We start from the raw sequence: 24,339 nt of genomic DNA, 5'->3' as shown, positions 1-24,339 counted from the left end.
TCTCACTCTATTAAAGTGAAAAGCTGACTGTTCGTTAAGGATGTGTACATTTATTACGATTATTGTTAAATTTATTTAATATCTTCCTAGACTGGTATGTTTTCATTAATGACAAGACACCTCATATGCTGTTACTCTTTAGAACGTGCACGCTAAGACACTACACATCGGAGGTTATAAAACTATGTGGAAAAAGTTAGCTATTATTGGTGCTTTAACAGTACCTATGCTCGGATTAGGGCATTCAGCAAGCGCAGCGGAAACAACGCATCGCGTAGACAGCGGCGAGTCCCTTTATAAAATTGGGATGGAATATGGTGTCTCTATTAAAGATTTAAAAGCTGAAAACAACAAAGAAACTGACGCACTTGCAATCAATGAAACACTAAAAATCCCAAGCTCAATTAGCAGTACAGACAAAGATCTATTAGCTCGCATTATACATGCAGAAGCAAAAGGAGAGCCTTACGCTGGAAAGGTTGCCGTTGCGACTGTTATCTTAAACCGTGTCGATGATGATGCGTTCCCAAATTCTATTCGTGAAGTCATTTACCAAAAAGGCCAGTTTGAACCTGTAAGCAATGGTGAAATTAACAAGCCAGCTGATGCTGAAGCGAAAAAAGCAGTAAACGAAGCGTTAGCATTACATGGGGGAGGTAGCGGTTCTCTCTTCTTCTTTAACCCTTCAAAAACAGATAATCAATGGTTACGTCAAAAAGAAGTCACTACTACAATCGGTGATCATGTTTTTGCAAAATAACAAATGAAAAAAGCACTCCTTTTGGAGTGCTTTTTTACCTAGTAGGCACTAGCTAAATTAAATAAAACCACAATAATAATGAATGGCAAAATATATTTAACTAGGATAAACCACGTTGAAAATAACCTTTCAAATTTTGGGCTTCCCGTTTTAAATTCTTCAAACACGTGCTCTTTTTTCATTTTCCATGTAATAAAAATAGCGATTAAAAGACTTCCAATGGGAAGCATTAAGTTACTTACAAAGAAATCTGCTGTATCAAAGATGTTTCTACCAAACACCGTGATGTGCTTTAAGACACCAAATGACAGCGCTGAAGGCAACCCAACAAGAAAGACAATAGCTCCTGCTAACACTGCAGATTTTGGACGCTTCTCCTGCTTTTCTTTTGTAAGAGCCGCCACAATAATTTCTAAAAGTGAAAAAGATGAAGTTAACGTTGCAAATAAAAATAACAGCAAAAATAGTGCTAAAAATACAGGGCCGAATGGTACTTGCTCAAACACTTGTGGCAATACAACAAAAAGCAATCCTGGCCCTTCTGTTGGTTCCATGCCTAATGCAAATACGGCAGGAAAAATAGCTAACCCAGCGAGAAGTGATACAACCAGATTTAAAACAGAGATGGAACCGGCAGATTTTGTTAAGCTTATATCTTTTCCTAAATAAGAACTATAAGTAACCATGCAAGATAAACCTACGCATAGAGAAAAGAAAGACTGCCCTAATGCGTACAAAACAGATGTACCTGTAATGGCACTAAAATCAGGCTTCAAAAAGAACTCTATACCTTCCATTGCCCCATCTAGCGTTAACGAGCGAACAACGATAATTAAAAAACAAATAAATAACAAAGGCATCATATATTTGTTTGTACGCTCAATCCCTTTTTGAACTCCTCTTGATACAACATATACATTAATAATCAAAAATAAAGCCTGAGCTCCAATTACTAGATAAGGCTCTGCAATAACCGTATTAAAAAGTGCACCATACTCTTTTCCAGTAAGTAGTCCACTAAGACTCATAATGGTATAAAGAATAATCCATCCGCCTACAACGCTGTAAAAAGACAACAAGACCAGACAGCTGATAACGCCTACTCGTCCAATCCAAACCCAAGCTGTGTTGGGGGCAATTGCTTTATATGCACTAATCGCTTCTTTTCCAGTATGCCTACCAATAATAAATTCCGCTAACAACAACGGTAACCCGATAAAGAGCGTAAACAGTACAAACAATAAAAAGAATGCTCCTCCACCGCTTGTCCCAGTCACATAGGGAAATTTCCAAATGGCACCAAGACCGATCGCAGCACCTGCAGATGCTAATACGAATCCTAAACGTGAAGACCACTGATTTGCTTTACTCATATAACCAAATTCTCTCCTCTTCTATACTCATCTGAATAGTACTTTATCATATATTGAAGAGAAAATCATTCTCTATTGCATTTTTTCAAGAAAAACACTGCTTGTTTCATTTTTTTACAATAACTTTTTTGTTCTAGCTATTCGCGAAAAGAAGACTCGTCACCGTCATATGCTTCTTGATTCGAAATAATTTCAATATGCAAATGTCCTGCTTTTTCTAATCGAAGGACCTCTCTTTCCGCTTCTGCATAATCTTTACATGTAATTTGACTGTACTCCATGTTTTCTTTATCTGTATAAGCTACTAAATACGTCATTTTTAAGCTCCTCTTTTACTTTATTACTTATGATATAGCCTTGAATGAATCCCTTTAAACATCCAAGACTATTTTTTTCTTCTTCACATATTTATATATAAAATCCGTTTGGTGTAAAGGAGGGTACAGAATGGCCTTTATTTTATCTTTTATTCCCATTGTTGTCCCTTTTGGCATATTGATTTGCTTAATCGGTTTCACATCTTCTTTATTAGAGGATCGTAACGAAAAAAAGAAACCCTAGCAATCGCTAGGATTTCTTCACTTTCGATAATTATGAATGAGCTGAACAATGATATTAAGTGCCAATATTACGACTACAACCCAAACTGTTGTTACAATCCCTGAGTATGCGCTTTGCTTAACAGAAATTGCAATAAAAGCCCATATGAATACGAGTGAGTATGCGATATCTCTGTTTTTTCTTGTAAACAAAACGCCTAATATTCCGCCCACTACAAGCATAATGATTGCCCACGTCTGTTCACCTAAACCAAACAGCGTTTCGATTCCATTAGCTTGGAATACAACAAAGACATTAACAATTGTTGCTACGGATACCCAGCCAATATAAATAGAAATCGGCAGCCTCATAAACCATGTTGTCATTCTGGAATTTTGAATGATGGAGTAAATAATCATTAGCGTTACTAAGAATAGAACGATGACGAGTAAAGCAAGAGTAAAGTAACGATATTGAAAGATAAAAATCCATGCACTATTTAGTAAACAACTAATGAAGAACCAAATACCAATTTTCGCATAGATTTCTTTTTGATCTTCTCTCGCAATAAATTGACGAATAATCCAGATAATTAGAAGCGTATAAATTAGGCCCCATATCGCAAACGCATAGCCTGCTGGCGTAAACAGTGTTGGTACGCTATCAGATACTTCACCTGTAGTTTGACCACCTATTGGTAAAGCGTTCGCTAAATAGTTTACGATTAACACAAGAACTAAACCAATCGCATTTAAGATACTATAAAAACGAAAATTTGCCATACTATTTCTCCTTTCCTGTAGATGTAAATATAGTTGTTCTAGCTAAAAAGATAAAATAGTAGCTTCTCTTCATTAATACCTCGTCTGACCTAAATTTATGCACTCGTTAACAATTTTTCTTAGAATAGGCCTTTTGACTCCTAAAAAAATAACAACTCAGCCTTAGGCTGAGTTGTTATTTTGAGTTTGCTTCTATACTTCTTGATTGACTGGATGATTTCTTTTCGTTTTTAACCCATCCTCTTAACATGGCAAATAAATAAATAGCTATGCTTGCTCCAATTGTAATAAGCACAAACAACCAATGCTGGCTCGTTGCAATCATTAATGGAGCAAATGTAATAAGGAGAATCTCTACCGGCGCAATCGGTATATATGCCAACGCGTAATCATCGAGTGTTTTACTTTTGCTTTCAGGATCCGCGATACGCAATAGTGCGATTCCCATTGCCGTTGTTCCTGTAATCCATCCCCAAGTGAAAATTCCTCGTTCAAACCAAATTGGACCAAAGAACTTGCCAGAAAGAACTCGGAATACAAACCATGCAAACAACAGACCGAATAATAATAACAGTGCAAAAGGTACAATATAGCTTGCTACCGCTGATAAACTAATAGAAGCAATACCAAACGCAACTAAGAAGTCTGTTGCACTTCCACTAATTCTGTTCATTACATCTGCATTAATATACTGATCGCTATTCGTTTTCTTCATAATACCTTTAATAGCTAAACCTACAAGAAAAGCTAGTGAAAAAGCCGGTATTGTTACTGAAGGCAACAACGTTTGACCTAGCTCACTTAAATAGTAGCCACCTAATGCGATAATTGTCACTAAAGCCACATGTAAGACAAGTGGATCAACAGCAATCGATGATACCGTATCCATTTTTGTAGAAGTGCGCTTTTCAGGGGGGATTAATCCTGTTCTTAATTCTCGTGGTAAGTCTTCAAATCTTGCAAGATAATTTGTTTCACCTTTTTTCGAATAATATTTAATGAACGCCAACCCTACTACGATTGAGCAAATAACACCAATTGTTGCTGATGTCATCGCTAGCGATAACCCTTCTTCCCATCCTTGCTTTGCAAACGCGTCTCCGACAGCAGCCGCTGTTCCATGTCCACCGATAAATCCTGCTGCTAATAACAAGCCAAATCCTAAGTTTAAATCTCCCCAAACGTTATTTAATAGCAGCAATGAAAATAGTAAACCGACGCCCCACATTGCTAGCATAATCATTTGAGAATACGACCACATACTACCTACGCGACCCGCTATTTCTTTAAACTTTACACTTTGAGTTGCAATTGGAATTGCACCAAAAATAACCGCGATTAGAATACCTGGATAAGTTCCAATTTGATCAGTGAATGGAATGAGGCCAATACCGTTTGGCCCTAATGCTAAACCCAATATTCCGGCAATAATACTCGCAGGTAAAAATAAGTTTTGTACCCACCTGACCTTTGCTCGAATAATGGTACCAGCCACTAATAACAGTGAGATGAAACCAAGATCCACAAATAAATCCCATGCTGATAGATTCATTAAACAACCTCCTTAAAAAATATAATTCCTACTAAATTGACAGGACTAATTTATATTAAACTAGGCAAACTGAAAAGGCCATTTAGCTTCAGCTAAATACCTCTTCAATTTGTAGCTTAATTCTTTAATTGAGCTTGTTTAAACGTAACGAGCTTACAATTATTATAGCATGATAGCACAGCCTTTGCACATTCCGACAAGATTCGTGACAATTTTCTCATTTTTTCATTAACTACTTCAATCGTTTAGTTACTAGTTTCATAGGTAATTTATCTCGTTTATTTTTTAAAAAATATCACTATTCAAACTACTACTTTCCGTTACTTTTGAACCATTCTTTCTAAACTTTTGTATAATTCTTTTTTTTATGTTAAATTGAATAAGAATAAAATGAAAGAATCCACTAGGGGTGCCGTTTGGCTGAGACAAGGAATCTTGATCCCTTTGAACCTGATCTGGCTTATACCAGCGTAGGAAAGTGGTACGGCGTTGTCGTGTAATACACCAACAACTGTCTTTACCACTCCATATAATGGGGTGTTTTTTTGTTATTGCCTACGTTTATAAGTGCGTTCCTTGTGGATTCAATTAGGGAGGAATATCAATTGTCATTTTCAGCTCAATTACGCAAAGAAGCAGCTTACATTTACGATGCCATCTTGCAACATCCATTTGTTGCAGGTATTAAGGAAGGAAAAGTTCCAAAAGAAGCTTTAATTCATTATGTGTCACAGGATTATGAATATTTAACTGCTTTTGTTCGCATATACGGTGCGGCGTTAACAAAATGTAGTACCCGTGATGAAATGGAAGTGTTTAATAACGGTATTTCAATTGTTTTACATAGTGAAGTCCATCCTCATAATAATTTTTGTAAAGTAGCTGGCATTCGTTATGAAGATATGAAGCATCAGCCCTTAGCACCAACAGCAAATCATTATATTAGTCACATGATGACGGTCGCACATACAGGGACACTAGGTGAAATTATTGCTGTGCTACTGCCATGTCCATGGACATACGTTGAAATTGGCGAGCGCATTGCAAGCGAAGTGAACTTAACACCGGATCACCCTTTTTACGAATGGATTTCCTTTTATACCAATGGAGAAATGAAAGAAACGACAAAATGGTTTTGTGACAAATTAGATGAGTTAGCAGAAAAAGCTTCAGCTGAGGAACGTAGACGTATGAAAGAGCATTTTATCAAAAGTTGCGAACTTGAGTATCTATTTTGGGACATGGCCTACAAACAAGAGCAATGGCCTCTATCTCAAACCATCGTGCACTCATAACAAACAGGGCTTCTTATAAAGAAGCCCTTTCGTTTGACGTTATTTCAAAAACTTTTTAATCGTTTTTAGACTTTGGTTATCAGACGGATACTTAAAGGCAAAATCAAACTTTGTTGTTTGCTTCAGCACGCTTTTAAAGTGTGAAAACGTTTTAAAGCTTGCCTCACCGTGATATTGACCGATTCCACTCTCTCCAACTCCTCCAAATGGCAGGTGCGGCGTTGCCAGGTGCATAATCGTATCGTTAATGCACCCTCCCCCAAATGAAACCGTGTTAATAATTTGCTGCTGAACCTCTTCACTTTCTGAAAACAAATATAGAGCTAGCGGCTTTGCTTTTTGATGAACTGCACTTACGACCTCATCTACACTTTCATATTCAATAAGAGGTAAAATTGGACCGAAAATTTCGTCTTGCATAACGCTTGAATCCCATTTTACTTCGTCTAAGACGGTTGGAGCAATCTGGAGCGTTTCTTCATTATAATTACCGCCAATTACAGCTTTTCCATCTTGTAAAAACTCAATTAAACGATCGAAGTGTCTCTCACTGACAATTCTGCCATAACGCCCGCTTGTGAGTGCATCTTCGCCATAAAACTGCGTTACGGCTTTCTGTAGCTGTGCAATAAGCTGAACCTTTACGTCTTTATGAACTAACAAGTAGTCTGGAGCAACGCATGTTTGACCAGCATTCATACTTTTACCAAACATGATGCGCTTAGCCGCAAGTTCAACATTTGCATCTCTATGCACAATACAAGGGCTCTTACCTCCTAGCTCTAACGTGACTGGAATGAGCTGCTTTCCTGCTTCTTGCATAATGACTTTTCCAACATTGACGCTTCCTGTAAAGAAAATATAATCCAGCGGTTGCTTCAATAAGATTTGAGTCGTTTCCACAGCTCCTTCTATAACTGTAACAAACGAAGGGTCAAACGTTTTGGCAAGCAATTCTTCCATTACCCTTGAAACATTAGGCGTCAGTTCCGACGGCTTAATAATTGCTGTATTGCCCGCTGCAATAGCGCCAATTAATGGTGAAATAGCTAGTTGAAACGGGTAGTTCCACGGTGCAATAATGAGCGTCACTCCGTAAGGTTCCGGGATGATATATCCTTTTGAACCAATATGAGTCATGACTGTCTTTGCTTTTTTAGACTTCATCCAGCCGTCTAAATGCTTTAGCGTAAAGCGAATTTCTTCTAACAAAATGCCAATCTCAGAAGCATAGGCTTCTATTTCTGATTTGTTTAAATCTTTTTTCAACGCCTCCATAATTACTTCTTCATTGGATTTAATCATGGATTGCAAATCCTTTAGTGCCTGCACTCGCACGGCTTTGGACTTTGTCTTTTGTTCATAGAAGTACCGCTTTTGCTTTTCAACAATATTGCTGATAATGTTCTCATCTGTAACGTAATACTCACTATGCTTCATTTCTTCACCTCTTTGATCATAAACATTCTTTTTCAACTGTTGAAATTAATTCCTTTAATAGCCCTACCGCATCTTCTAATGCGAGTGAATAATAACGTTGCGTTCCTTTTTGCTCAATACTTACAAGCTTTTGATCACGTAATATTTTTAAATGATGAGAAACTGCTGGTCGAGAGAGGGTTGATTCTTTTGCGATTTCATTGACCGTTAGTGGTTCCTTTTCTGCTAATAATAAAATAATGTCCTGTCTCGCTGAATCGCTTAGTGCTTGAAAAACAGGAATACTTGATCGAAATAATTCCACTGCGCGTGTACTCATGCTACCTATCCTCTCTTACTTAACTTCTTGGATACTTCTTACAACTTTTGTAATAAGCTTACGTGGGAAAAACCTCGGCAGCATAGTTGCTACTTTAAACTTTGCTCCAGGTATAATAATCGTTTTCCCTCTCATGAATTGTTCATAACCTACTTTCGCTACATCTTCCACATGGAGAGCCCCTGATTCAAATAATTTTGAGCTACTTAAATTAGCTCGGTCACTAAAGCCCGTCTTAGTAGGCCCCGGGCAAAGCGCACTAATGGTTATATTAGTATCTTTCAACTCATTCTCCAACGCTTCAGTAAACGATAAAACATAGGCCTTTGTTGCATAGTAAACAGCCATCAATGGTCCAGGTAAAAAAGAAGCTACTGATGCAATGTTAAGAATTCGCCCTTCGTTACGCTCCACCATTTCTGGTAAGAATAGCTTCGTTAAATACGTGAGCGTTTTTATATTTAAGTCAATCATATCTGCTTCTTCAGCCCAAGATGTCTCGATAAATGTACCATATAAACCGAAGCCAGCATTGTTGACTAGAAACTGAACCGTAATACGTTGTTGCTTTATTTCATCGTAAAGCTTTAACGCCTCTTCTTGTTTAGAAAGATCTTTTATACTAATTAAAACAGAAATTGAATAGTTATTTTCAAGCTCTTTCTTTAACTCTTCCAGATTTTCTTTACTACGTGCTACTAATACGAGTGAATAGCCATCTTCCGCAAAATGATATGCCAATTGTCTTCCAATTCCACCTGACGCACCTGTAATCAAAGCATATCCTTTTTCCATTTAAAACACCCCTTGCGTTTATATGTTTAAAAACTTAAACATTTGAACATATCTTATCGAACTTAGTTTATACTGTCAACTTTTTATACATACGAGCATTTTACAAATTTCTCTTTTTGTTTACATAAAAGGCTAATGTCGTCTAGTTTTGACAACCTTTGTCACCTAGCAGGAAAAATTAGTTAGATATGGTGAATACAACATACAACGAAAATCAAGCTAGTACATACTTTTTATTATTAGGAAAGAATTAGAGGAGGAAAAAAAATGACTGAAATTTATACAATTAAAGCTGTATGTGACCGCCTAGATATAGATCGTCGCACATTAAAAGGGTGGGAAAGTTCCTTACAGGGTTATTTATATATTGAGCGAAGAGATGGAGCACGTGTATATACTGAGGACAAAATTGAGTTGCTCAGTGATATTAACCAGCTATTTGCTGAAAACTGCACCTTAGATGAAGTGAAAGAATACATACAGCTAGTGAGCCAAGAAACGCAGACGGTCTATGAAGAAGCTGCTCCTACAGTTGACGAAGTGTCGTCTGCAGAGACGAACGAAGATGTAGAGTCAGAATCCCTTGAGAAACCTGAAGACAGAATTGAGGAAATAGATGAAAAGGAAGCTCACCCGCCTATTGAAGAACCAATTACCGAAGAGAAAGCGAACGTGTCTAATGAAGAGCTACTAAACAAACAAAGTCATCTTCATGCTAATGAATCAGAACCCGTCTCTTCTAATGACGTTATCGTACAAGAACGAGAAATATTGCAAGGAGAACTTGTAGAAGCGGTTCGACGCTACGAGGATGTTTTTGAAGTATTAAATTCATTTAAAGATGATTTATTAAAAGAAATGCGTGAAGGAATGCGTAACGAAGTACGTGAAGAAATTGTTGGTGAAGTAAAAAAAGAGCTTGAAAAAAGCGCTAATCAAACGTACGAAATGGTTGAAACGGTGGGAGCTGTTATCTCTGAGTCTTCAGAACGTAACGCTAAAGAAGTCGAGAATATGTCTAAGAAAATTATCCGTGCCAATGAAAAAGCATTGGATGAAATCTCGTCCATTATGGATGAACAGTCTCATACCGCAGAGCAAAGCGCTGAAGAAATGAAATTGTATATGAAAGATATTGTAGCGAATGCCGATGAATCATCAAAAGAGATGCAATATTTACTTGATCGCTTTTCTAGCAATTCTACGGTTGCAATGAATCAAGTTAAATTTATGGTCGAAAAGCTCTCTAATTCTTCTAGCCATACGACAGAAGAACTGCGAGATTTAATTGATTCCATGAATGAAGAGCGCGTTTACTATTTGAAAGAAATGGAAAAAGAAAGAAAGCTTCACCGCCAAAATGTGTCTGAGCGAGAAGAAATGTTCAATGATTTTGTTCAAACATTTCGCCAAACAGCTGCTGCTGATATGAAAAGAAAGCGAAAGTGGTGGAAGCTCTTTTTATCATAATAAGTAAAGTCCCCAGTATCATGGGGACTTTACTTATTTTACGGGTCTTACTAAAATTGTCGTAAGCTCTTTTAGGAATGCCTGTTCATTAATACCCCAAGCTATATATGATGGTTCTTTTTGTTCTTCAACTAATGTTTTAGGTCGAAAATCTGCGATACTTTCTCCTTTTGCTTCTCCACTTAACTCTACACTTACTTTACGTTGAACATATTGAATAAGCTCATCGTTAACTAAAGCCATTAACGGAACGATATCATGTATAGGCGTTCCTTGTATACCAGGCCATTGCTTTTTATAGGCTTCAAAATAATAAGTATAAATTGGTAATATTAGAGGTTGAAATGGGTTTTGACTGGTTGATGATATTTTTTGAATCGTTTCCGGCTTTACAATAACCTTATGAGTAACGTTTAATGGATACACTCGCACCTTTTCTGCTCGTTCCATAACTACATTAGCCGCAATAGAATCGCCATGAAAGTTAGCTTCTGCAACAGGCGTAACATTTCCTGGCACCATAAAAGCGCCACCCATTATAAAAAATTCATTTACATATTCATTTAATACATCCCCATGAAGTACAAATAACATAGCTAATTCCGTTAGACGTCCCGTAGCAATCACCGTAATATTCCCTTTATACGTTTCAATTAACTCGAATGATTTACTAAATGGCTCCACCGGTAACGCAAAGGATGGAGGAACATTAATTGGCCCTAAAGTTTCTCCATGTATCTCAGGATAAAAAACAGAGATTTCACCTGTGATTGGTCCTTTAGCCCCTTCTATAATTGGAATATCTTTACGATTTGCTAACGTTAAAACATAAGAAGTATTTAAAATCGCATCTTCTTTTGATACATTTCCATATCCGCTCACAACCCCTACTACGTTAATATTAGGATGTAAAAGAGCATACATAAGCGCCACGGCATCATCAATACCTGGGTCCATAAACAACAAGACGTTAATCTCTTCTCGCAAAGCACCACCTCCCATTTTTTAACACACACCTTATATAGTATATTTATGTTCAGTGATGCTTTGAAATACATGATACCCGCTTACAGATGCTCCGATCGTTCCTGCACCAGGGAAAATCGTATCTCCACAGAGCCATAAGCCCTTAACACCCGAGCGATGGGAAAGACTGTTAAACAGAGCATTCTCTAACGTTTGAGGAAATCCTCCTACGCCCCCTTGAGCTCTGGATGTGAAACGTTCCCACGCCACCGGTCCACCTGAAATTTGATAAATGGCAGATTCAATATGTGGAATGACTGTTTTTATTCCTTCAATCATTTTTGTTTCCATCACTGTTTTTTTAGCATCGTAAGCTTCTTTTGTTTGCCACTTGTTTAGCTCAATATGAGTTGAAGCTGTAATCGTTCGATAGCCTTTTGGTGCACCCATTTCATCATTTGGATGGGAGATGGAAACAAAAATGTGTTCACCTTCTGTCATATCTCCTTGCTCTGATAGAAGAATTTGCTGAAATAAAGAAAGATTATTCGGTAAATCTTCTTCTTTGACAGCCAAATACATCGTATATGTACCCCACTGCGGTAATTTCGCTTTTGCTCTCAGCTTTGGGGTTAGCTTCATATATACGTCTTCATCTAGTATTGTGCCTAAGTTTTGAACCGGCACATTGCACACAACATGAAAAGCATCATAGGAATTATCACGATGGTCATGGATAATCCACCGATTGTCCTTTCTTTCTATTCGTACTGCTTCTCTTCCTTTTATTGCTTTTCCTCCATGATTTTCAATGTACGTCTGAAGTCTTTCTGCAACTTGATACAGTCCTCCCTTTACATAAAACGCTCCTTCGCGACTTTTACTTTTTAACGTTTCATTTCGTAATGACGCCGCAAATAACGCGGTCGCCAGAGTTCCCTGCAGGGTCCGTTTCATAATCATCTGGCCCTGCATGAATAACGAGGGATGAACCGTCAACATCTAGTAATGAATTAGGCTTTCCTTCCGCTAGCGTTACAAGTGAAGCGAAAGTCTCTGCGTTAATTTCCCCGCGCTTATCTGCTTCTAAATTAGGAAGATCACCACCGTGAGGGCCTTTCGGGTTTTTAAATCCATGCTTTCGATCATAGGGATTAAAGTGTCCACCTGCGGTTTTGAAATCTGGAACTTCACATTTACCAATTTCGTGAATATGAAAACCATGTCTACCTGGAATTAACCCTTCTGCTTCGACTTTAATACGAACTCCATTTTTCTCTTCTGTAAGGGTTGCTTTCCCCACTTTTGCCCCTTTTGTATCCATTAATTCTACCGTTAATGGCGCAACTGATTCCTTATCTACTTCTGCAGCTGGTTGGTACTCATCCTGGGAATGTTGTTGACCTTGTCCTAACCCACAGGCAGCTAACAGTAAGAAAACTGCGCTGACACAGCATTTCATTAAGATTGTTTTCATTATTAATTCCTCCTTCAGCTTTCATATCATCATCCTTTCACATTTCATAGGTTTTTAGACGTCAAAAAAAGAGCGCGGGACAGAACGAATTAATTCCTTTTCAAATCAAGGAAGAGCCATTACTTTTTTATAATGGTTGGGTTGTAGGAACAAGTTCGTTCCATTGCGCCCCACTCTTTTTTAAAATTGTTTTCTGAACCAACAAAAAATCCGAACGATTGAGAGTTAACTCTCAATCGTTCGGATAGATCACTAACTGAGATATTTATGTCTCAGCCTCTTTTTTCTATTTGTTAATATTGTATTCTTTTTCAGTTCCATCAGCAAAGCGCACTTCTAATTCAAATGATTCATAATCACCATTTAAATTAAATACTTTTGCTACTTCTTTGACAACATCTTCTTCAGATGTATTCTGGTCAAACGTTAATTTTTCAAACTTAGATGATAGCTCGTCAAAAGCCTCATTGCCTTTTAAATGATTATCATTTGCTTCATCGTCAATTTTTGCTTCCATATCATCTTTTTCATTTTCGTAGTCTACTTCATAGTCATTGTTTAAACCTTTATACTCTACATCCAAATCGAACTTCGAGAAGTTAAACGCCATATTTTGATCATTTTCGTTGTTTGTTGATTGTTGCTCTACGTTGTCTTCAACCGGAGCTTCTGGTGGTGGAGATTCCACTTCATCATTATTACATGCAGCTAAACCTAATAGAGCAGCGAACGATACAGAAAGAACAGATACTTTTTTCAACATAAAAAACGCCTCCTTAAATATACGACTACTCTTCGTATACCCAACGAGACGTTTATTATACGCATACTAGTAAATTACTTTACGCTTGAATATGAAATGCTGTACATTTTATTAAAATAAGTGTTGTACAATGCCTGTACTGCTTTTTCAAGTGCATCAGCCTTTACTCCAAACATCATGCTTACTTCTGAAGAACCTTGGTTAATCATTTCTAAATTCACGCCTGCTTTGGCAAATGCTTCTGTAGCCTTAGCCGCAATTCCAACAGAACTGTTCATTCCTTCTCCTACTACCATTACTAGCGCTAAATTTCGTTCAATTGAAATGTTATCTACTTCCAACTCTGTTTGAATACGATCAAGTACCCGCTCTTCTACTTCCGGCGTTAGCTGATGTTCACGCATAACGACTGAAATGTTATCGATTCCGGACGGCGTATGCTCGTATGAAATCCCTTCATCTTCTAAAATTTGCAGAAGCCGTCTGCCAAATCCGATTTCACGATTTAACAAATATTTATCGACATGAATATTGCAGAAGCCTTTATCACCTGCAATGCCTACGACAGGTTGGTCACCAACTTTTCGCTTAGAGACAATAAATGTTCCCTTTGCCTTGGGATTGTTTGTATTCTTGACGCATACCGGAATCCCGGATTTAAAGACAGGTTCAAGCGCTTCATCATGGAAAACAGAAAAGCCTGCATAAGACAATTCGCGCATTTCTCGGTACGTCACTTCTTTCATTTCACAAGGTTTTTCAACAAGTCTTGGATCTACGCTATAAATTGCATCTACATCTGTGAAGTTTTCATATAAGTCTGCTTTAACACCAGCAGCAACAATAGAACCTGTAATATCAGAACCACCTCTTGAAAACGTCACAATATTGCCTTGTTCAGAGTAACCAAAGAAGCCCGGGATAACTAAAATGCCTTCACGCTCTTTCAACTTTGGTAACTCTTCATAAGAAAGCTCTAAAATTCTTGCTCGACCTGGCTCATCTGATACAAAAATACCCGCTTCTTTAGGATTTACATACGAAGCTTCTTCTCCTAAATGCTGTAGATATGCAGCCATTAATCTTGCATTATTATCTTCACCACTTGCTTTCAAACAATCTAATAAGCGGAATGGGTCATTTTTATGTAAAGAAATTAATGAGTCAATGTTATCAATGATTTCCGTGATAATCTCTTCAGACATTTCTAACTCAGTCACAATTTCTCGATAACGATCAATGACTTTGCCAAACTCTTCTACGTAATCTTCACCTAGCTGAATTTTCCCAGCCAGCGCAATTAATAAGTCTGTCATTTTTGTGTCATCAGCATATCGCTTTCCTGGTGCAGATACAACAATCATTTTTCTCTCTTTGTCTGCTTGAATGATTTGTGCAACTTGTTTAAATTTCGCTGCGCTTGCAACTGAACTCCCGCCGAATTTCGAAACCTTCATGTTTGAGACACTTCCTTACCTGTTTTTAATATTCAACTATTGTAACATAATCTGTCTGACAAAAAAGCCTTCTGTCTAATTTTTCTAACAATTCTTCGAATATTAAATCTATTGTACTTCCAAAAAGAACAAATGTCTATAATAGAAATACAAACCTCCTGCTTTTTACAGGAGGTTTTAGCTTTTAAACTACTTTTTTCTTTTTCAATACTCCAACAAGTAGAGCTGTTACAACTGCACCGATAATGATAGCTAGTGCGTATAAGAATGGGTTACCCTCTACTACACCAATTACGAAAATACCACCGTGAGGAGCTGGTAAACCAATACCAAATACCATTGTTAAGGCACCTGCTACTGCTGCACCAATAACCGCTGCTGGAATTACGCGACCTGGATCTGCTGCTGCGAATGGAATAGCTCCTTCTGTGATAAATGAAGCTCCCAGCGCGTAACATGTTTTTCCTGCTTCACGTTCTTGCTGTGTAAATCTATTTTTGAAGATTGTTGTTGCTAACGCTAAGCCTAATGGAGGTACCATACCACCAGCCATAATTGCAGCGTGTGGACCAAAGTTTCCTGCATCAATCATTGCAATACCAAACGTAAATGCTGCTTTGTTGATTGGGCCACCCATATCAATGGCCATCATACCAGCTAAAATAATTCCTAATAATACTAAGTTACCTGTTTCAAACCCACTCAACCACTGTGTTAATCCATCATTGATTGCTTTAACTGGATCGATAATGACATAAAGCATAATCATTCCGGTAATGAATATCCCGAATAATGGGTATAAAAGAACTGGCTTAATACCATCTAATGCCTGTGGTAAACGACTGAACAATTTCTTCAATCCAAGTATGATATAACCTGCTAAGAAACCTGCGATTAGCCCACCTAAGAAACCGGCTTGACCAGTAGAAGCCATTAAACCTCCGACCATACCTGGTGCTAAACCTGGACGATCGGCAATACTCATCGCGATGAAACCAGCTAATACTGGAATCATTAAACCAAATGCGTTACCGCCACCAATTGTATTTAATGCTGCTGCAAACGCATTATAGGTTGGATCATCGGGTTTGACTGCATCAATACCAAACATGAATGAGATGGCAATTAAAATCCCGCCTCCTACTACGAATGGAAGCATTGCAGATACACCGCTCATTAAGTGTTTATAAAACCCTTTACGTTCTGAACTTCCAGAAGAACCGCTCTCAGATTTACCACCGTCACCGCTATAAACAGGTGCATCTCCTTTAAGCGCTCGATTAATTAACTCTTCTGGTTTACGAATCCCTTGTGCTACTGGTACTTGTATGACCTTTTTACCAGCAAAGCGAGCCATTTCAACCTGTTTGTCAGCCGCTACGATAATTGCTGTTGCTTTTTCGATTTCTTCAGCTGTTAATGCGTTCTTAATACCACTTGAACCGTTTGTTTCAACTTTAATCGTAACGTTCATTTCTTTTGCTTTTGCTTTTAAACTATCTGCTGCCATATAAGTATGAGCGATACCTGTTGGGCACGCCGTAACTGCTAAAACTAGCTCATCATCCGACTTTGTATCAACTTCTTCTGGCTGTTCATTCTCTGTTTCTTTATCATCAATTAACTGGATAACTTCATCAATTGACGCAGCATTTAATAATGACTGACGGAAATCTATATCCATTAATAACGTTGATAAGCGTGATAGCGTTTCTAAGTGAGCATTATTTGCTCCTTCACTTGCCGCAATCATAAAGAATAAGTGTGCCGGCTGACCATCAAGTGATTCATAGTCAAGCCCTTCTTTTGAACGCCCAAATGCAATTGCTGGCATCTTTACCGAGCTTGTCTTTGCATGTGGAATGGCAATCCCTTCACCAATTCCCGTTGTGCTTTGTGATTCACGGTTTAAAATTGCTTGCTTATATCCTTCACGATCGTTTAGACGACCTGCTTCATCCAATTTGCCAACTAGCTCATCAATAACATCTGATTTTGATGAACTTTGTAGATCAAGAATGATTGTGTCTTTTTTCAATAGCTCTGTAATTCTCATTCTCGGTTCCCCCTACTTTATCTTTGTAATTGAAACTTGTTCTAATAATTCTTCTACATAGCTTTTTTCACATAGTTCAAGCGAGAAAGCTGTAGCACTACCCGATGCCACTCCTGTACGGAATGCCTCAAGTAAGTCATTTGCTTTTGTGTAAGCAGCTAGAAAACCCGCTACTAGTGAATCGCCTGCTCCAACTGAGTTTTTAACATTTCCTTTTGGTGCAGTTGCTCGGTACACTGCATCTTTTGTAATCAACAGTGCCCCGTCCCCAGCCATGGAAACTCCTACGTTTTTTGCTCCCATTTCGACTAGTTTTTGACCGTATTGAATTGCATCTTCTACACCGCTTACCTCAACATTAAATAATTCGCCAAGCTCGTGATGATTTGGCTTAATAAAAAATGGATTATGCTTCACTACATCTAGAAGTGTTTTCCCACTTGCATCTACGACAACTTTCACACCTTTAGCAGTAGCTTGTTGCGTAATCGTTTCATAAATATCTTTTGGAAGCGTTTTCGGAATACTGCCTGCTAACACAAGCACATCATGCTCTTCCATCTGAGCGATTTGCTGTAAAAGCTGCTGAAGAGCTTCTTCCGAAATAGTAGGCCCTTGTCCATTTACTTCTGTTTCAGCTTTTGTTTTTAGTTTTACATTAATGCGAGTATCTTCATTAACTCTTGTAAAAGCGGTTTTGATTTCTTCCGTTTTCAAGTAATCTTCAATATATGTTCCAGTAAACCCACCGATAAAACCAAGCGCTTTGTTTTCGACGCCCAATCGTTTCAACACGCGAGATACGTTAATTCCTTTTCCACCCGGAAACTTTACTTCGCTTGTTGTTCTGTTTAATTCGCCTTCTTTAAAGTCTGTTACATGTACAATGTAATCAACTGAAGGGTTTAACGTACATGTATAGATCATAATTTCACAACCTTTATGTCTGTTTTGTTTGCATATTGTATAAGCACCTCTTGCGGTAGCTCATTTGTAATAACAGTTGCTGCATGTAGGTCTGCTATTTTTGCAAAGCTGGTTTCAAAAAATTTTGTTGAGTCTGCCAGGATATAAGACTCATGAGATAGCTTCATCGCTGTTTGTTTAATAAGGGCTTCCTCAGGATCAGGTGTGGTGTATCCGTATTGATGATGAATTCCGTTTGCTCCCATGAAGCATTTATCAAAGCGATACTGCTCTAAACTTAAGAGCGCACCATTTCCAATTAAAGCACCTGTCTTATGCTTAAGAGCACCACCTGTTAAATAAAGGGTAATACCTTCTTTAAGCATTAAATTTAAATGCATAAGCCCATTTGTCACAACAACTACATCTTTTTGTTTTAAAAATGGAATCATTTCATACGTTGTCGTTCCTGCATCTAAAAAGATGCAATCGCCTTCATGGATAAGAGAAGCTGCGTATTCAGCAATTCTTTGTTTGTCTTCTACATTTTTATCAGCTTTTTCTATAACGCTTAGTTCAATTCGCTTTTTCTGAATTAGTGAAGCACCACCGTGAACACGTTTAAGTAGCTGTTCTTCTTCCAACTGACTTAAGTCACGACGTATTGTGGACTCAGAGGCACCCGTCACTTCAATAAACTCTTGCACTTTAACAAGCTCTTTTTCTTTTAAAAGCTTTAACATTAGCTGATGCCTTTCAGGTGTTAGCATAACGTGACTCCTTTTCCAAAAAAGCGTTTTCATTTATCTTTCATGATTTTACTTTAACACGCAAATCTTTCAAAATCAATCATAAAAAATCAGTTTCATTCACTTTTTTTGTTTTTTTTAATAAAAACTTACGGTTAACGGAAGCGCTCTAATATGTAGGTTTCAACACATTTACACTAAAATCAAACGTTATAACCAAATGTTATAATGCGGTCATATTAATTGTTCAACCTGTCATCATTGAACGTTTATGATTGTTTTATAACAAATAAAGCTTGTTCAATTAAATTTGCCCACACCAAAAAGTTGTCCATTTTTTTGGACAACCATTGGGAAGTTCGTTATTTAAATAGAAACAACAGCATGTATAAAATGGATGCTAGCGCCGATGAAATAGCTAAACTAGATGCAAAGCGAACGAGCCTTCTTTTGATGAACTGCGTTAACTCAATTTCTCTCACTTGACTTTTTTCATTTTGCATAGCTTTCCCCTTCTTTTTTATATCGCTACGGCACACTTTACACTCAATACTACCTCGTGCTGCCGCGAGCTTTTTTATCAGTATATGCAGACTCCACAAAAAAGATACAAAGCCAATGAATACAATAAAAGCTACTTCAAAATTGAAGCAGCTTAATCCATGCACAGCATTGCGTTAACAACAAAGCTTTCCCGAATAGAATATGTATAATAAGGACCCGTTGCTAAAAGGCGGTTTGATTGCTGATCAATACAATCAATCGTGACTCGATCATACTTTCGAACGCTACCTCCTTCATAAACATGTAGATTAACTAGTCGATGTTGTTCGCACGCTGTATGAAGGATTTGACTAATCTTTTCTCTACCTTGCATTCGTACTGGTGGTGTCTCTAATTTTAGATGAGAACGATAAATTTCTTTCATCTGCTCCACATGTTCGGGCATCAAAAGCTTGGCATATTCTTTTAGTTCTTCTTGATACAACTCCCTCTCCCCTTTCATTATCCATATTAACGAACATACGTTCTTTTTGTAAAGCAGAAATTATTTTTATTTATCATAAAATGCTTTATTCATTGCATAACTTTTTCATTTTTCCATATGAAGTTCAGCGTGTCAAAAAATTTACCTCTCGTTTTTAAAAACTAGTCTTTCATTCCAGTAGTCTCCTTGATATAATACATTTTCATGGAGATAGTTTCGCCAGAATGAAAATTAACACACTAGAAAGAAGATGTATATGATGGTAAAACGAATAAAAGAAATTATACTAATTTTACTTGGTAGCTTAATTTTTGCGCTTGGTATCAACTATTTTGCTATTCCAAACGAGCTTGCAGAAGGTGGCGTAACTGGGGTTACTATGATTACATACTACCTGTTCCAGTGGTCTCCAAGTATAACAAACTTTATTATTAACGGCCTGCTCGTTTTGGTTGGATATAAGTTTTTACATAGACGCGTCATTGTCTATACGGTCCTTTCTATTGTGGCTACTTCGGTTTTTTTACATCTAACTGAAGAAGCAGGAGCACCGCTAGACGATACTCTTTTAGGCGCCATCTTCGCTGGCCTATTCGTTGGAATCGGTCTTGGCCTCGTGTTTAGAGGCGGGGGTACCTCAGGTGGATCTGCGGTTATTGCTCGAATGACTAATGAATACTTTGATTGGAATATTAGCAGAACCATGCTTGCGATTGATTTAGTCGTTGTAGGAAGTGCCTATTTTGTAATTGGAGGCGAAAAAACGATGTACACCGTTATCGCACTCTACATTGGTACAAAGGTACTTGATTATATTATTGAAGGATTAAACCCTCGCAAAGCCGTAACGATTATTTCAACTCGTTCAAACGAAGTGGCTGAACAAGTTAATAATAAGATGGAGCGTGGCGTAACGGTTTTTACAGCGCACGGCAGCTATACAAAAGAAGCCAAACAAGTACTCTATATTGTAATTAACAAGCAAGAGCTTTTAGAGCTAAAGCGAATTATTCATAAAGTGGACGATCAAGCGTTTGTTGTAGTGCATGATGTGCGAGATGTATTTGGTCTCGGTTTTACTTTACCGAAAGCAGGCTAACCCTTCTATTATATAATAGAAGGGTTTTTTCACCATTTAGATAGCTTTATGTTTAAAATAAGTTAAGCCACTGACGAAAAAGAAAGCAAAGCTCCCTAAAACAGTAATGAGTAATGTTCCTGGTGTAAAGAATAAAAATTGAAAAATACCAGCATCTTGGGGCATCATACCAAGAAAAGGCTGTACCCATGGATACCATGGATTAAACCGCTCTGAGTTGACAACCATCAAATTAGGAACTGTACAAATCACATTGATTACTAACACTGCTCCAAAACTTGTGAATTTCGTTGCTACAAAAAGCATAAAGGCAGCTATAGGCCACGTAGCAATCCAACCACTCACAACTATCCCCGTCATTTTCAAAAGAGGCATTGGATTCGTATAACCAGCAACTTTACCTACTAGAACCCAACCAATAAAGAAAAGAAATTGAATACATGCTGTACATAGAATAATGGTAATAAATTTACTCAAATACACTTGGCTTCTCTTAACTGGAAGGGTTAAAAACCTGCGCCATCCCCCATGATCATGTTCATGCTTGCAGCTTAAAGATGCTAACACTCCTGTTAATAACGGAAGTAAAAATAAGCTATGCATAAAGCACATCAAAATGAGCGGTGTTAACCATTGATGATTTGGTATAAGTTCTTTATCACTGCCCTGAAACGCAATAACCGCAGCTGCAAGCGGACTTATAATAATGAGCTGAATTGTCATTTTTGATTTATACATTTTATAGATTTCCACTCTTACTAAATTCCATATCGTCATTTATTTCACATCCTTTCTTTGAAAATGCAGAGCTCCTAAAAAGCAAAATATTGTTCCTACTACAACTCCCATCATCATATACAATTGAGGAAAATCGATAAAAATTAAGCTTGGCCACTGCCAAATAAACCAAAACGGCATGTCACCAGCGTATAAGATAAACACTCCCATCATAATTCCTAAGGATAGTGCCTTGCTTTGATTTTGATACAAAATGGCAACCCAAAGCTGAGTAGCCACTACAGGTATCACAGCAAAAAATGGATAAAAGCTGTTTAAAAATAATTCACTTATGGAATTAGGTTGACCAAACCCAAAACCTAAACCAATTAGATAGGTACCTATGAATAATAAACAAGAAGATATAAATAGCATACATAAAACAATTAGAAACTTTGCTACATCGTCGATAGAGGTGGCTTTTTGAACATTATCATTATGGAATTTATCTCTCATATATTAACATTCATTTCCAAAAAGCTATATATACTGGGGTATTGCATATGTATAAAACATGCGCTTTTTATACATTTTTTCTCGTTCGTCTCCTACTAGTTTAACAGTAAGTGGTGCTTTAGGAGTAAGTTTATTATTTGGTATTGGTTCATCGGCATCTGCTGAGGAACAAAATGATGGTAAGATAAGTGTAGAAAATAGGGAAGAAAACTTAGTTAATTATTTAAAAGATGTTCCAGAGAAAACAGATATTAATAGTGCTATAGATAATTATCTTGAAGAGCATTCTGTTGAATTGAAAGTAACTAATACTGAAGAAGCTGATAATACTTCTTTAGATAATGTTGAAGATGTTACTGAGTATATTGATGAACAAATTGATGAAGGAAATTTTAGAGCTTACGACGTTAATGATGATACTCAATTAATCTTCACAGATAGCGATACTTTCTTTGTTTCAGAAACTGAGGAAGGCACTGAAGAACCGGCTAGTGATTCAGAACTTACTTCTTCTAATACCTTAATGATGGCTGCAGCAGCTACTTCTTCTAAGAAAAAGCATGTTTATAATTCTTATACAGCTAAAAACTGGACAGGCTTAACTTTATGGAAAGCATATGTTTCTGGCTGGTTTACTTACAACGGTACTAAAGTAACTGCTAAAGAAGTTTATAGTTACCTTAAAAGAGGAAACGTAAGTGTTTGGAATATAAGCATGCTTAAAAGTGGCGGCAAGAGTATATCAACTAAAACGGCAGAGCTGTATGTTCAAGGAAATGCATCATGGGGATACTATATCGCTGGACAAGGTATTACAATGCAAGAGAAATTTGTAAAAGTATATTTAAGAGGTGACAGTAAAGGGAATGTTTATAAGTATAGAACTATAAAATAAATTGGAGGTGATTTAATTTAAAAAAACAATTCTATGGTTTTTAATACCAATTGTTATCGTTTTATTATTTTCATCCACTCAGTTTATGACACCAGTTACAATTAAGGAAATTAGTTTAATGATTACTGGATCAATTGCTTTAGGAAGTTTCATAGGAGCAGTTTTATATGGCTTAAACAAATTTTTTCAAAAGTTGACAACAAACTAAATAAAAGCCCTTTGAAGTAATAGTAATAAGAAAAACTTCAAAGGGCTTTTTTAGAATATCTAATTCTTGTTTTAATCGAAGGTTTTCCTTCTGAATCTCAGCTAATTCTTTCGGAGTTAGAGAACCTTCTTCTGAACTGATAGGCGTAAATGCCTTCACCCATTTATAGATTGTTACTTCTGATACGCCATATTCGCTGCTTAAATCTTTAACCGAGTTTCCCGCATGATATAAATCCACAATGGTTTTCTTAAACTTATCATTGTATTTTTTGCCTGCACGTTTACGTTCCATTTCGGACACATCCTCTCAAAAATAATTGTAAGGACTTAATTAAATGGTGTCCATGAAACTATACTAAATCCAGGTATATAAATTGTCATCAATTAAACTATTAGTTATTTAAAACTGCTTTATTGAAAACTGGCTTATCTTGCAATCTAAGTTCAAAATCTAAATGTGCAGTGTAATAGTCGTTTTTCAATCCTTTTTCTGCCTTCTCATGTTTATCTAGCTTGGTAATTAGGCTTCCGCGAACTCCTTGTGCCACATCATCTTCTAAATATTGATCGCCCTCAAAATAAATTTGTGTGACTAGCTTATCGCCGTTTTCTGGTTGGAATAAGAGATGCAAATGAGCTGGACGATAGGCATGGTGATCCACCCATTTTAAGAACTGACCTGACGGTCCATCAGTTGGCACTGAATAATTACCTGGAACAACTGTCTTCACTTCGAACTCTCCATTGGCATCAGTGTAAAATACACCTCGGAGATTATTAGCTGGAATCCCTTCCGCAAAGTATGAATACTCGCCATTCGCATCTGCTTGCCACATATCAATCTTCGTATTAGCAAGGGGATTTCCATCGATATCTTTTACTGTGCCTGAAAAGTAGAGGACATCGCCCGGCTCATTTTCACGTTGAGGCAATACTCCTGGATTTTGAATATCAGGTGTATTCTCAATGTAGTAAGGACCTAGAATAGTAGGTTCAGTCCCTTTTACATTCTTATACATTTCTTGGAGGGCATGTGTTTCAAAGAATACGTCCATGAACAAAGGAATCTCTCCTGCTTTTCCAAGCTGATCCATCCAATTGACAAGATCTTGATAATCATTATGGTCAATTTCGTATTCGCTAATTAATTCTTTAAATTTAACAACTAATCCATTATACACGTCAATTACTTTTTGATTTTTCATTTCTTCTTC

26 protein-coding genes and 1 riboswitch are annotated in these 24,339 nt (G+C 37.2%); of the genes, 5 read left to right on the top strand and 21 right to left on the bottom strand.

From position 1 onward, the window contains the following. Positions 1 to 184 precede the first annotated feature (184 nt). Positions 185 to 760, top strand: a complete 576-nt coding sequence (locus tag LZP85_RS07290) for a cell wall hydrolase (RefSeq protein WP_119543329.1) — start codon at positions 185 to 187, stop codon at positions 758 to 760. A gap of 38 nt (positions 761 to 798) precedes the next feature. On the opposite strand, the gene LZP85_RS07285 is transcribed toward LZP85_RS07290, so the two are convergent. From LZP85_RS07285 to LZP85_RS07270, 4 genes are all read right to left on the bottom strand, one after another. Beyond that, positions 799 to 2,133 carry a sodium-dependent transporter gene (locus LZP85_RS07285; RefSeq protein ID WP_226639849.1) on the bottom strand — a complete coding sequence of 445 codons (1,335 nt, stop codon included), beginning with the start codon at positions 2,131 to 2,133 and terminating at the stop codon, positions 799 to 801. 137 nt (positions 2,134 to 2,270) lie between these two features. Further along, entirely contained in the window at positions 2,271 to 2,450 is a 180-nt protein-coding gene (locus tag LZP85_RS07280) for a hypothetical protein (protein WP_025908856.1), read from the bottom strand. Positions 2,451 to 2,711: 261 nt separating this feature from the next. Further along, positions 2,712 to 3,455 carry a TspO/MBR family protein gene (locus LZP85_RS07275; protein ID WP_119543330.1) on the bottom strand — a complete coding sequence of 248 codons (744 nt, stop codon included), beginning with the start codon at positions 3,453 to 3,455 and terminating at the stop codon, positions 2,712 to 2,714. Positions 3,456 to 3,630: 175 nt separating this feature from the next. After that, a complete protein-coding gene (locus LZP85_RS07270; RefSeq protein WP_025910620.1) occupies positions 3,631 to 5,007 on the bottom strand; it encodes a sodium/glutamate symporter in 1,377 nt (458 codons plus the stop codon). A gap of 395 nt (positions 5,008 to 5,402) precedes the next feature. Further along, positions 5,403 to 5,501: riboswitch (TPP riboswitch) on the top strand. A 111-nt stretch (positions 5,502 to 5,612) separates the two neighbouring features. Between LZP85_RS07270 and tenA the strand changes: the two genes are divergently transcribed. Beyond that, on the top strand, positions 5,613 to 6,302 hold the full coding sequence (tenA, locus tag LZP85_RS07265) for a thiaminase II (protein ID WP_119543331.1): 690 nt from the start codon (positions 5,613 to 5,615) through the stop codon (positions 6,300 to 6,302). 39 nt (positions 6,303 to 6,341) lie between these two features. On the opposite strand, the gene LZP85_RS07260 is transcribed toward tenA, so the two are convergent. From LZP85_RS07260 to LZP85_RS07250, 3 genes are read right to left on the bottom strand one after another with little or no spacing between them, the layout of a single operon-like run. Next, positions 6,342 to 7,742, bottom strand: coding sequence for an aldehyde dehydrogenase (locus tag LZP85_RS07260; protein WP_119543336.1), 1,401 nt, complete (start codon positions 7,740 to 7,742; stop codon positions 6,342 to 6,344). Between the two features lie 16 nt (positions 7,743 to 7,758). Then, entirely contained in the window at positions 7,759 to 8,061 is a 303-nt protein-coding gene (locus LZP85_RS07255; protein WP_100347654.1) for an ArsR/SmtB family transcription factor, read from the bottom strand. 15 nt (positions 8,062 to 8,076) lie between these two features. Continuing rightward, positions 8,077 to 8,856, bottom strand: a complete 780-nt coding sequence (locus LZP85_RS07250) for an SDR family NAD(P)-dependent oxidoreductase (protein ID WP_206782430.1) — start codon at positions 8,854 to 8,856, stop codon at positions 8,077 to 8,079. A 267-nt stretch (positions 8,857 to 9,123) separates the two neighbouring features. On the opposite strand from LZP85_RS07250, the gene LZP85_RS07245 reads away from it, so the two are divergent. Further along, positions 9,124 to 10,326, top strand: a complete 1,203-nt coding sequence (locus LZP85_RS07245; protein WP_119543333.1) for a MerR family transcriptional regulator — start codon at positions 9,124 to 9,126, stop codon at positions 10,324 to 10,326. Positions 10,327 to 10,359: 33 nt separating this feature from the next. On the opposite strand, the gene LZP85_RS07240 is transcribed toward LZP85_RS07245, so the two are convergent. From LZP85_RS07240 to LZP85_RS07195, 10 genes are all read right to left on the bottom strand, one after another. Further along, a complete protein-coding gene (locus tag LZP85_RS07240) occupies positions 10,360 to 11,328 on the bottom strand; it encodes a nucleoside hydrolase (protein ID WP_119543334.1) in 969 nt (322 codons plus the stop codon). 15 nt (positions 11,329 to 11,343) lie between these two features. After that, entirely contained in the window at positions 11,344 to 12,255 is a 912-nt protein-coding gene (locus LZP85_RS07235; protein ID WP_226639847.1) for an FAD-dependent oxidoreductase, read from the bottom strand. Next, a complete protein-coding gene (locus LZP85_RS07230) occupies positions 12,188 to 12,769 on the bottom strand; it encodes a superoxide dismutase family protein (RefSeq protein ID WP_206782433.1) in 582 nt (193 codons plus the stop codon). The genes LZP85_RS07235 and LZP85_RS07230 overlap by 68 nt, the downstream gene beginning before the upstream one ends. Before the next feature lie 286 nt (positions 12,770 to 13,055). Beyond that, complete coding sequence (locus LZP85_RS07225) at positions 13,056 to 13,532, bottom strand: YusW family protein (protein WP_226639845.1); 477 nt, start codon at positions 13,530 to 13,532, stop codon at positions 13,056 to 13,058. 74 nt (positions 13,533 to 13,606) lie between these two features. Continuing rightward, on the bottom strand, positions 13,607 to 14,989 hold the full coding sequence (locus tag LZP85_RS07220) for an aspartate kinase (RefSeq protein ID WP_078989848.1): 1,383 nt from the start codon (positions 14,987 to 14,989) through the stop codon (positions 13,607 to 13,609). A 184-nt stretch (positions 14,990 to 15,173) separates the two neighbouring features. Then, on the bottom strand, positions 15,174 to 17,045 hold the full coding sequence (locus tag LZP85_RS07215; protein WP_144594011.1) for a PTS fructose transporter subunit IIABC: 1,872 nt from the start codon (positions 17,043 to 17,045) through the stop codon (positions 15,174 to 15,176). Positions 17,046 to 17,057: 12 nt separating this feature from the next. Then, positions 17,058 to 17,972, bottom strand: a complete 915-nt coding sequence (pfkB, locus tag LZP85_RS07210) for a 1-phosphofructokinase (RefSeq protein WP_206833440.1) — start codon at positions 17,970 to 17,972, stop codon at positions 17,058 to 17,060. Continuing rightward, a complete protein-coding gene (locus tag LZP85_RS07205; RefSeq protein WP_025910762.1) occupies positions 17,969 to 18,721 on the bottom strand; it encodes a DeoR/GlpR family DNA-binding transcription regulator in 753 nt (250 codons plus the stop codon). The genes pfkB and LZP85_RS07205 overlap by 4 nt, the downstream gene beginning before the upstream one ends. A gap of 341 nt (positions 18,722 to 19,062) precedes the next feature. Then, a complete protein-coding gene (locus LZP85_RS07200) occupies positions 19,063 to 19,203 on the bottom strand; it encodes a hypothetical protein (protein ID WP_165932490.1) in 141 nt (46 codons plus the stop codon). Between the two features lie 152 nt (positions 19,204 to 19,355). Next, entirely contained in the window at positions 19,356 to 19,688 is a 333-nt protein-coding gene (locus LZP85_RS07195; RefSeq protein ID WP_157803591.1) for a YolD-like family protein, read from the bottom strand. Positions 19,689 to 19,947: 259 nt separating this feature from the next. Between LZP85_RS07195 and LZP85_RS07190 the strand changes: the two genes are divergently transcribed. Continuing rightward, positions 19,948 to 20,787: a YitT family protein gene (locus LZP85_RS07190; protein ID WP_061785509.1), complete on the top strand. Its 840-nt coding sequence runs from the start codon at positions 19,948 to 19,950 to the stop codon at positions 20,785 to 20,787. Positions 20,788 to 20,823: 36 nt separating this feature from the next. On the opposite strand, the gene LZP85_RS07185 is transcribed toward LZP85_RS07190, so the two are convergent. Beyond that, positions 20,824 to 21,564, bottom strand: coding sequence for an ABC transporter permease (locus LZP85_RS07185; protein WP_206833439.1), 741 nt, complete (start codon positions 21,562 to 21,564; stop codon positions 20,824 to 20,826). Continuing rightward, positions 21,565 to 22,020 carry an ABC-2 family transporter permease gene (locus tag LZP85_RS07180; protein WP_226639844.1) on the bottom strand — a complete coding sequence of 152 codons (456 nt, stop codon included), beginning with the start codon at positions 22,018 to 22,020 and terminating at the stop codon, positions 21,565 to 21,567. A gap of 58 nt (positions 22,021 to 22,078) precedes the next feature. Between LZP85_RS07180 and LZP85_RS07175 the strand changes: the two genes are divergently transcribed. Then, positions 22,079 to 22,915, top strand: coding sequence for a hypothetical protein (locus LZP85_RS07175; RefSeq protein ID WP_206782440.1), 837 nt, complete (start codon positions 22,079 to 22,081; stop codon positions 22,913 to 22,915). 172 nt (positions 22,916 to 23,087) lie between these two features. Here LZP85_RS07175 and LZP85_RS07170 read toward each other — a convergent pair whose 3' ends face one another. Further along, positions 23,088 to 23,417 (bottom strand): transposase, encoded by a 330-nt coding sequence (locus LZP85_RS07170; RefSeq protein ID WP_206782441.1) that lies wholly within the window; start codon positions 23,415 to 23,417, stop codon positions 23,088 to 23,090. A gap of 100 nt (positions 23,418 to 23,517) precedes the next feature. Next, the gene (locus LZP85_RS07165) at positions 23,518 to 24,330 is read right to left on the bottom strand and encodes a dioxygenase family protein (protein ID WP_206782442.1); all 813 of its coding nucleotides are present in this window, start codon (positions 24,328 to 24,330) and stop codon (positions 23,518 to 23,520) included. Positions 24,331 to 24,339 lie beyond the last annotated feature (9 nt).

It is taken from the genome of Priestia flexa, from assembly GCF_021441905.1.
GTDB lineage: Bacteria > Bacillota > Bacilli > Bacillales > Bacillaceae_H > Priestia > Priestia flexa.
Note: the sequence above shows the minus strand (reverse complement) of the source record. Positions and strands in the feature narration are given on the sequence as shown.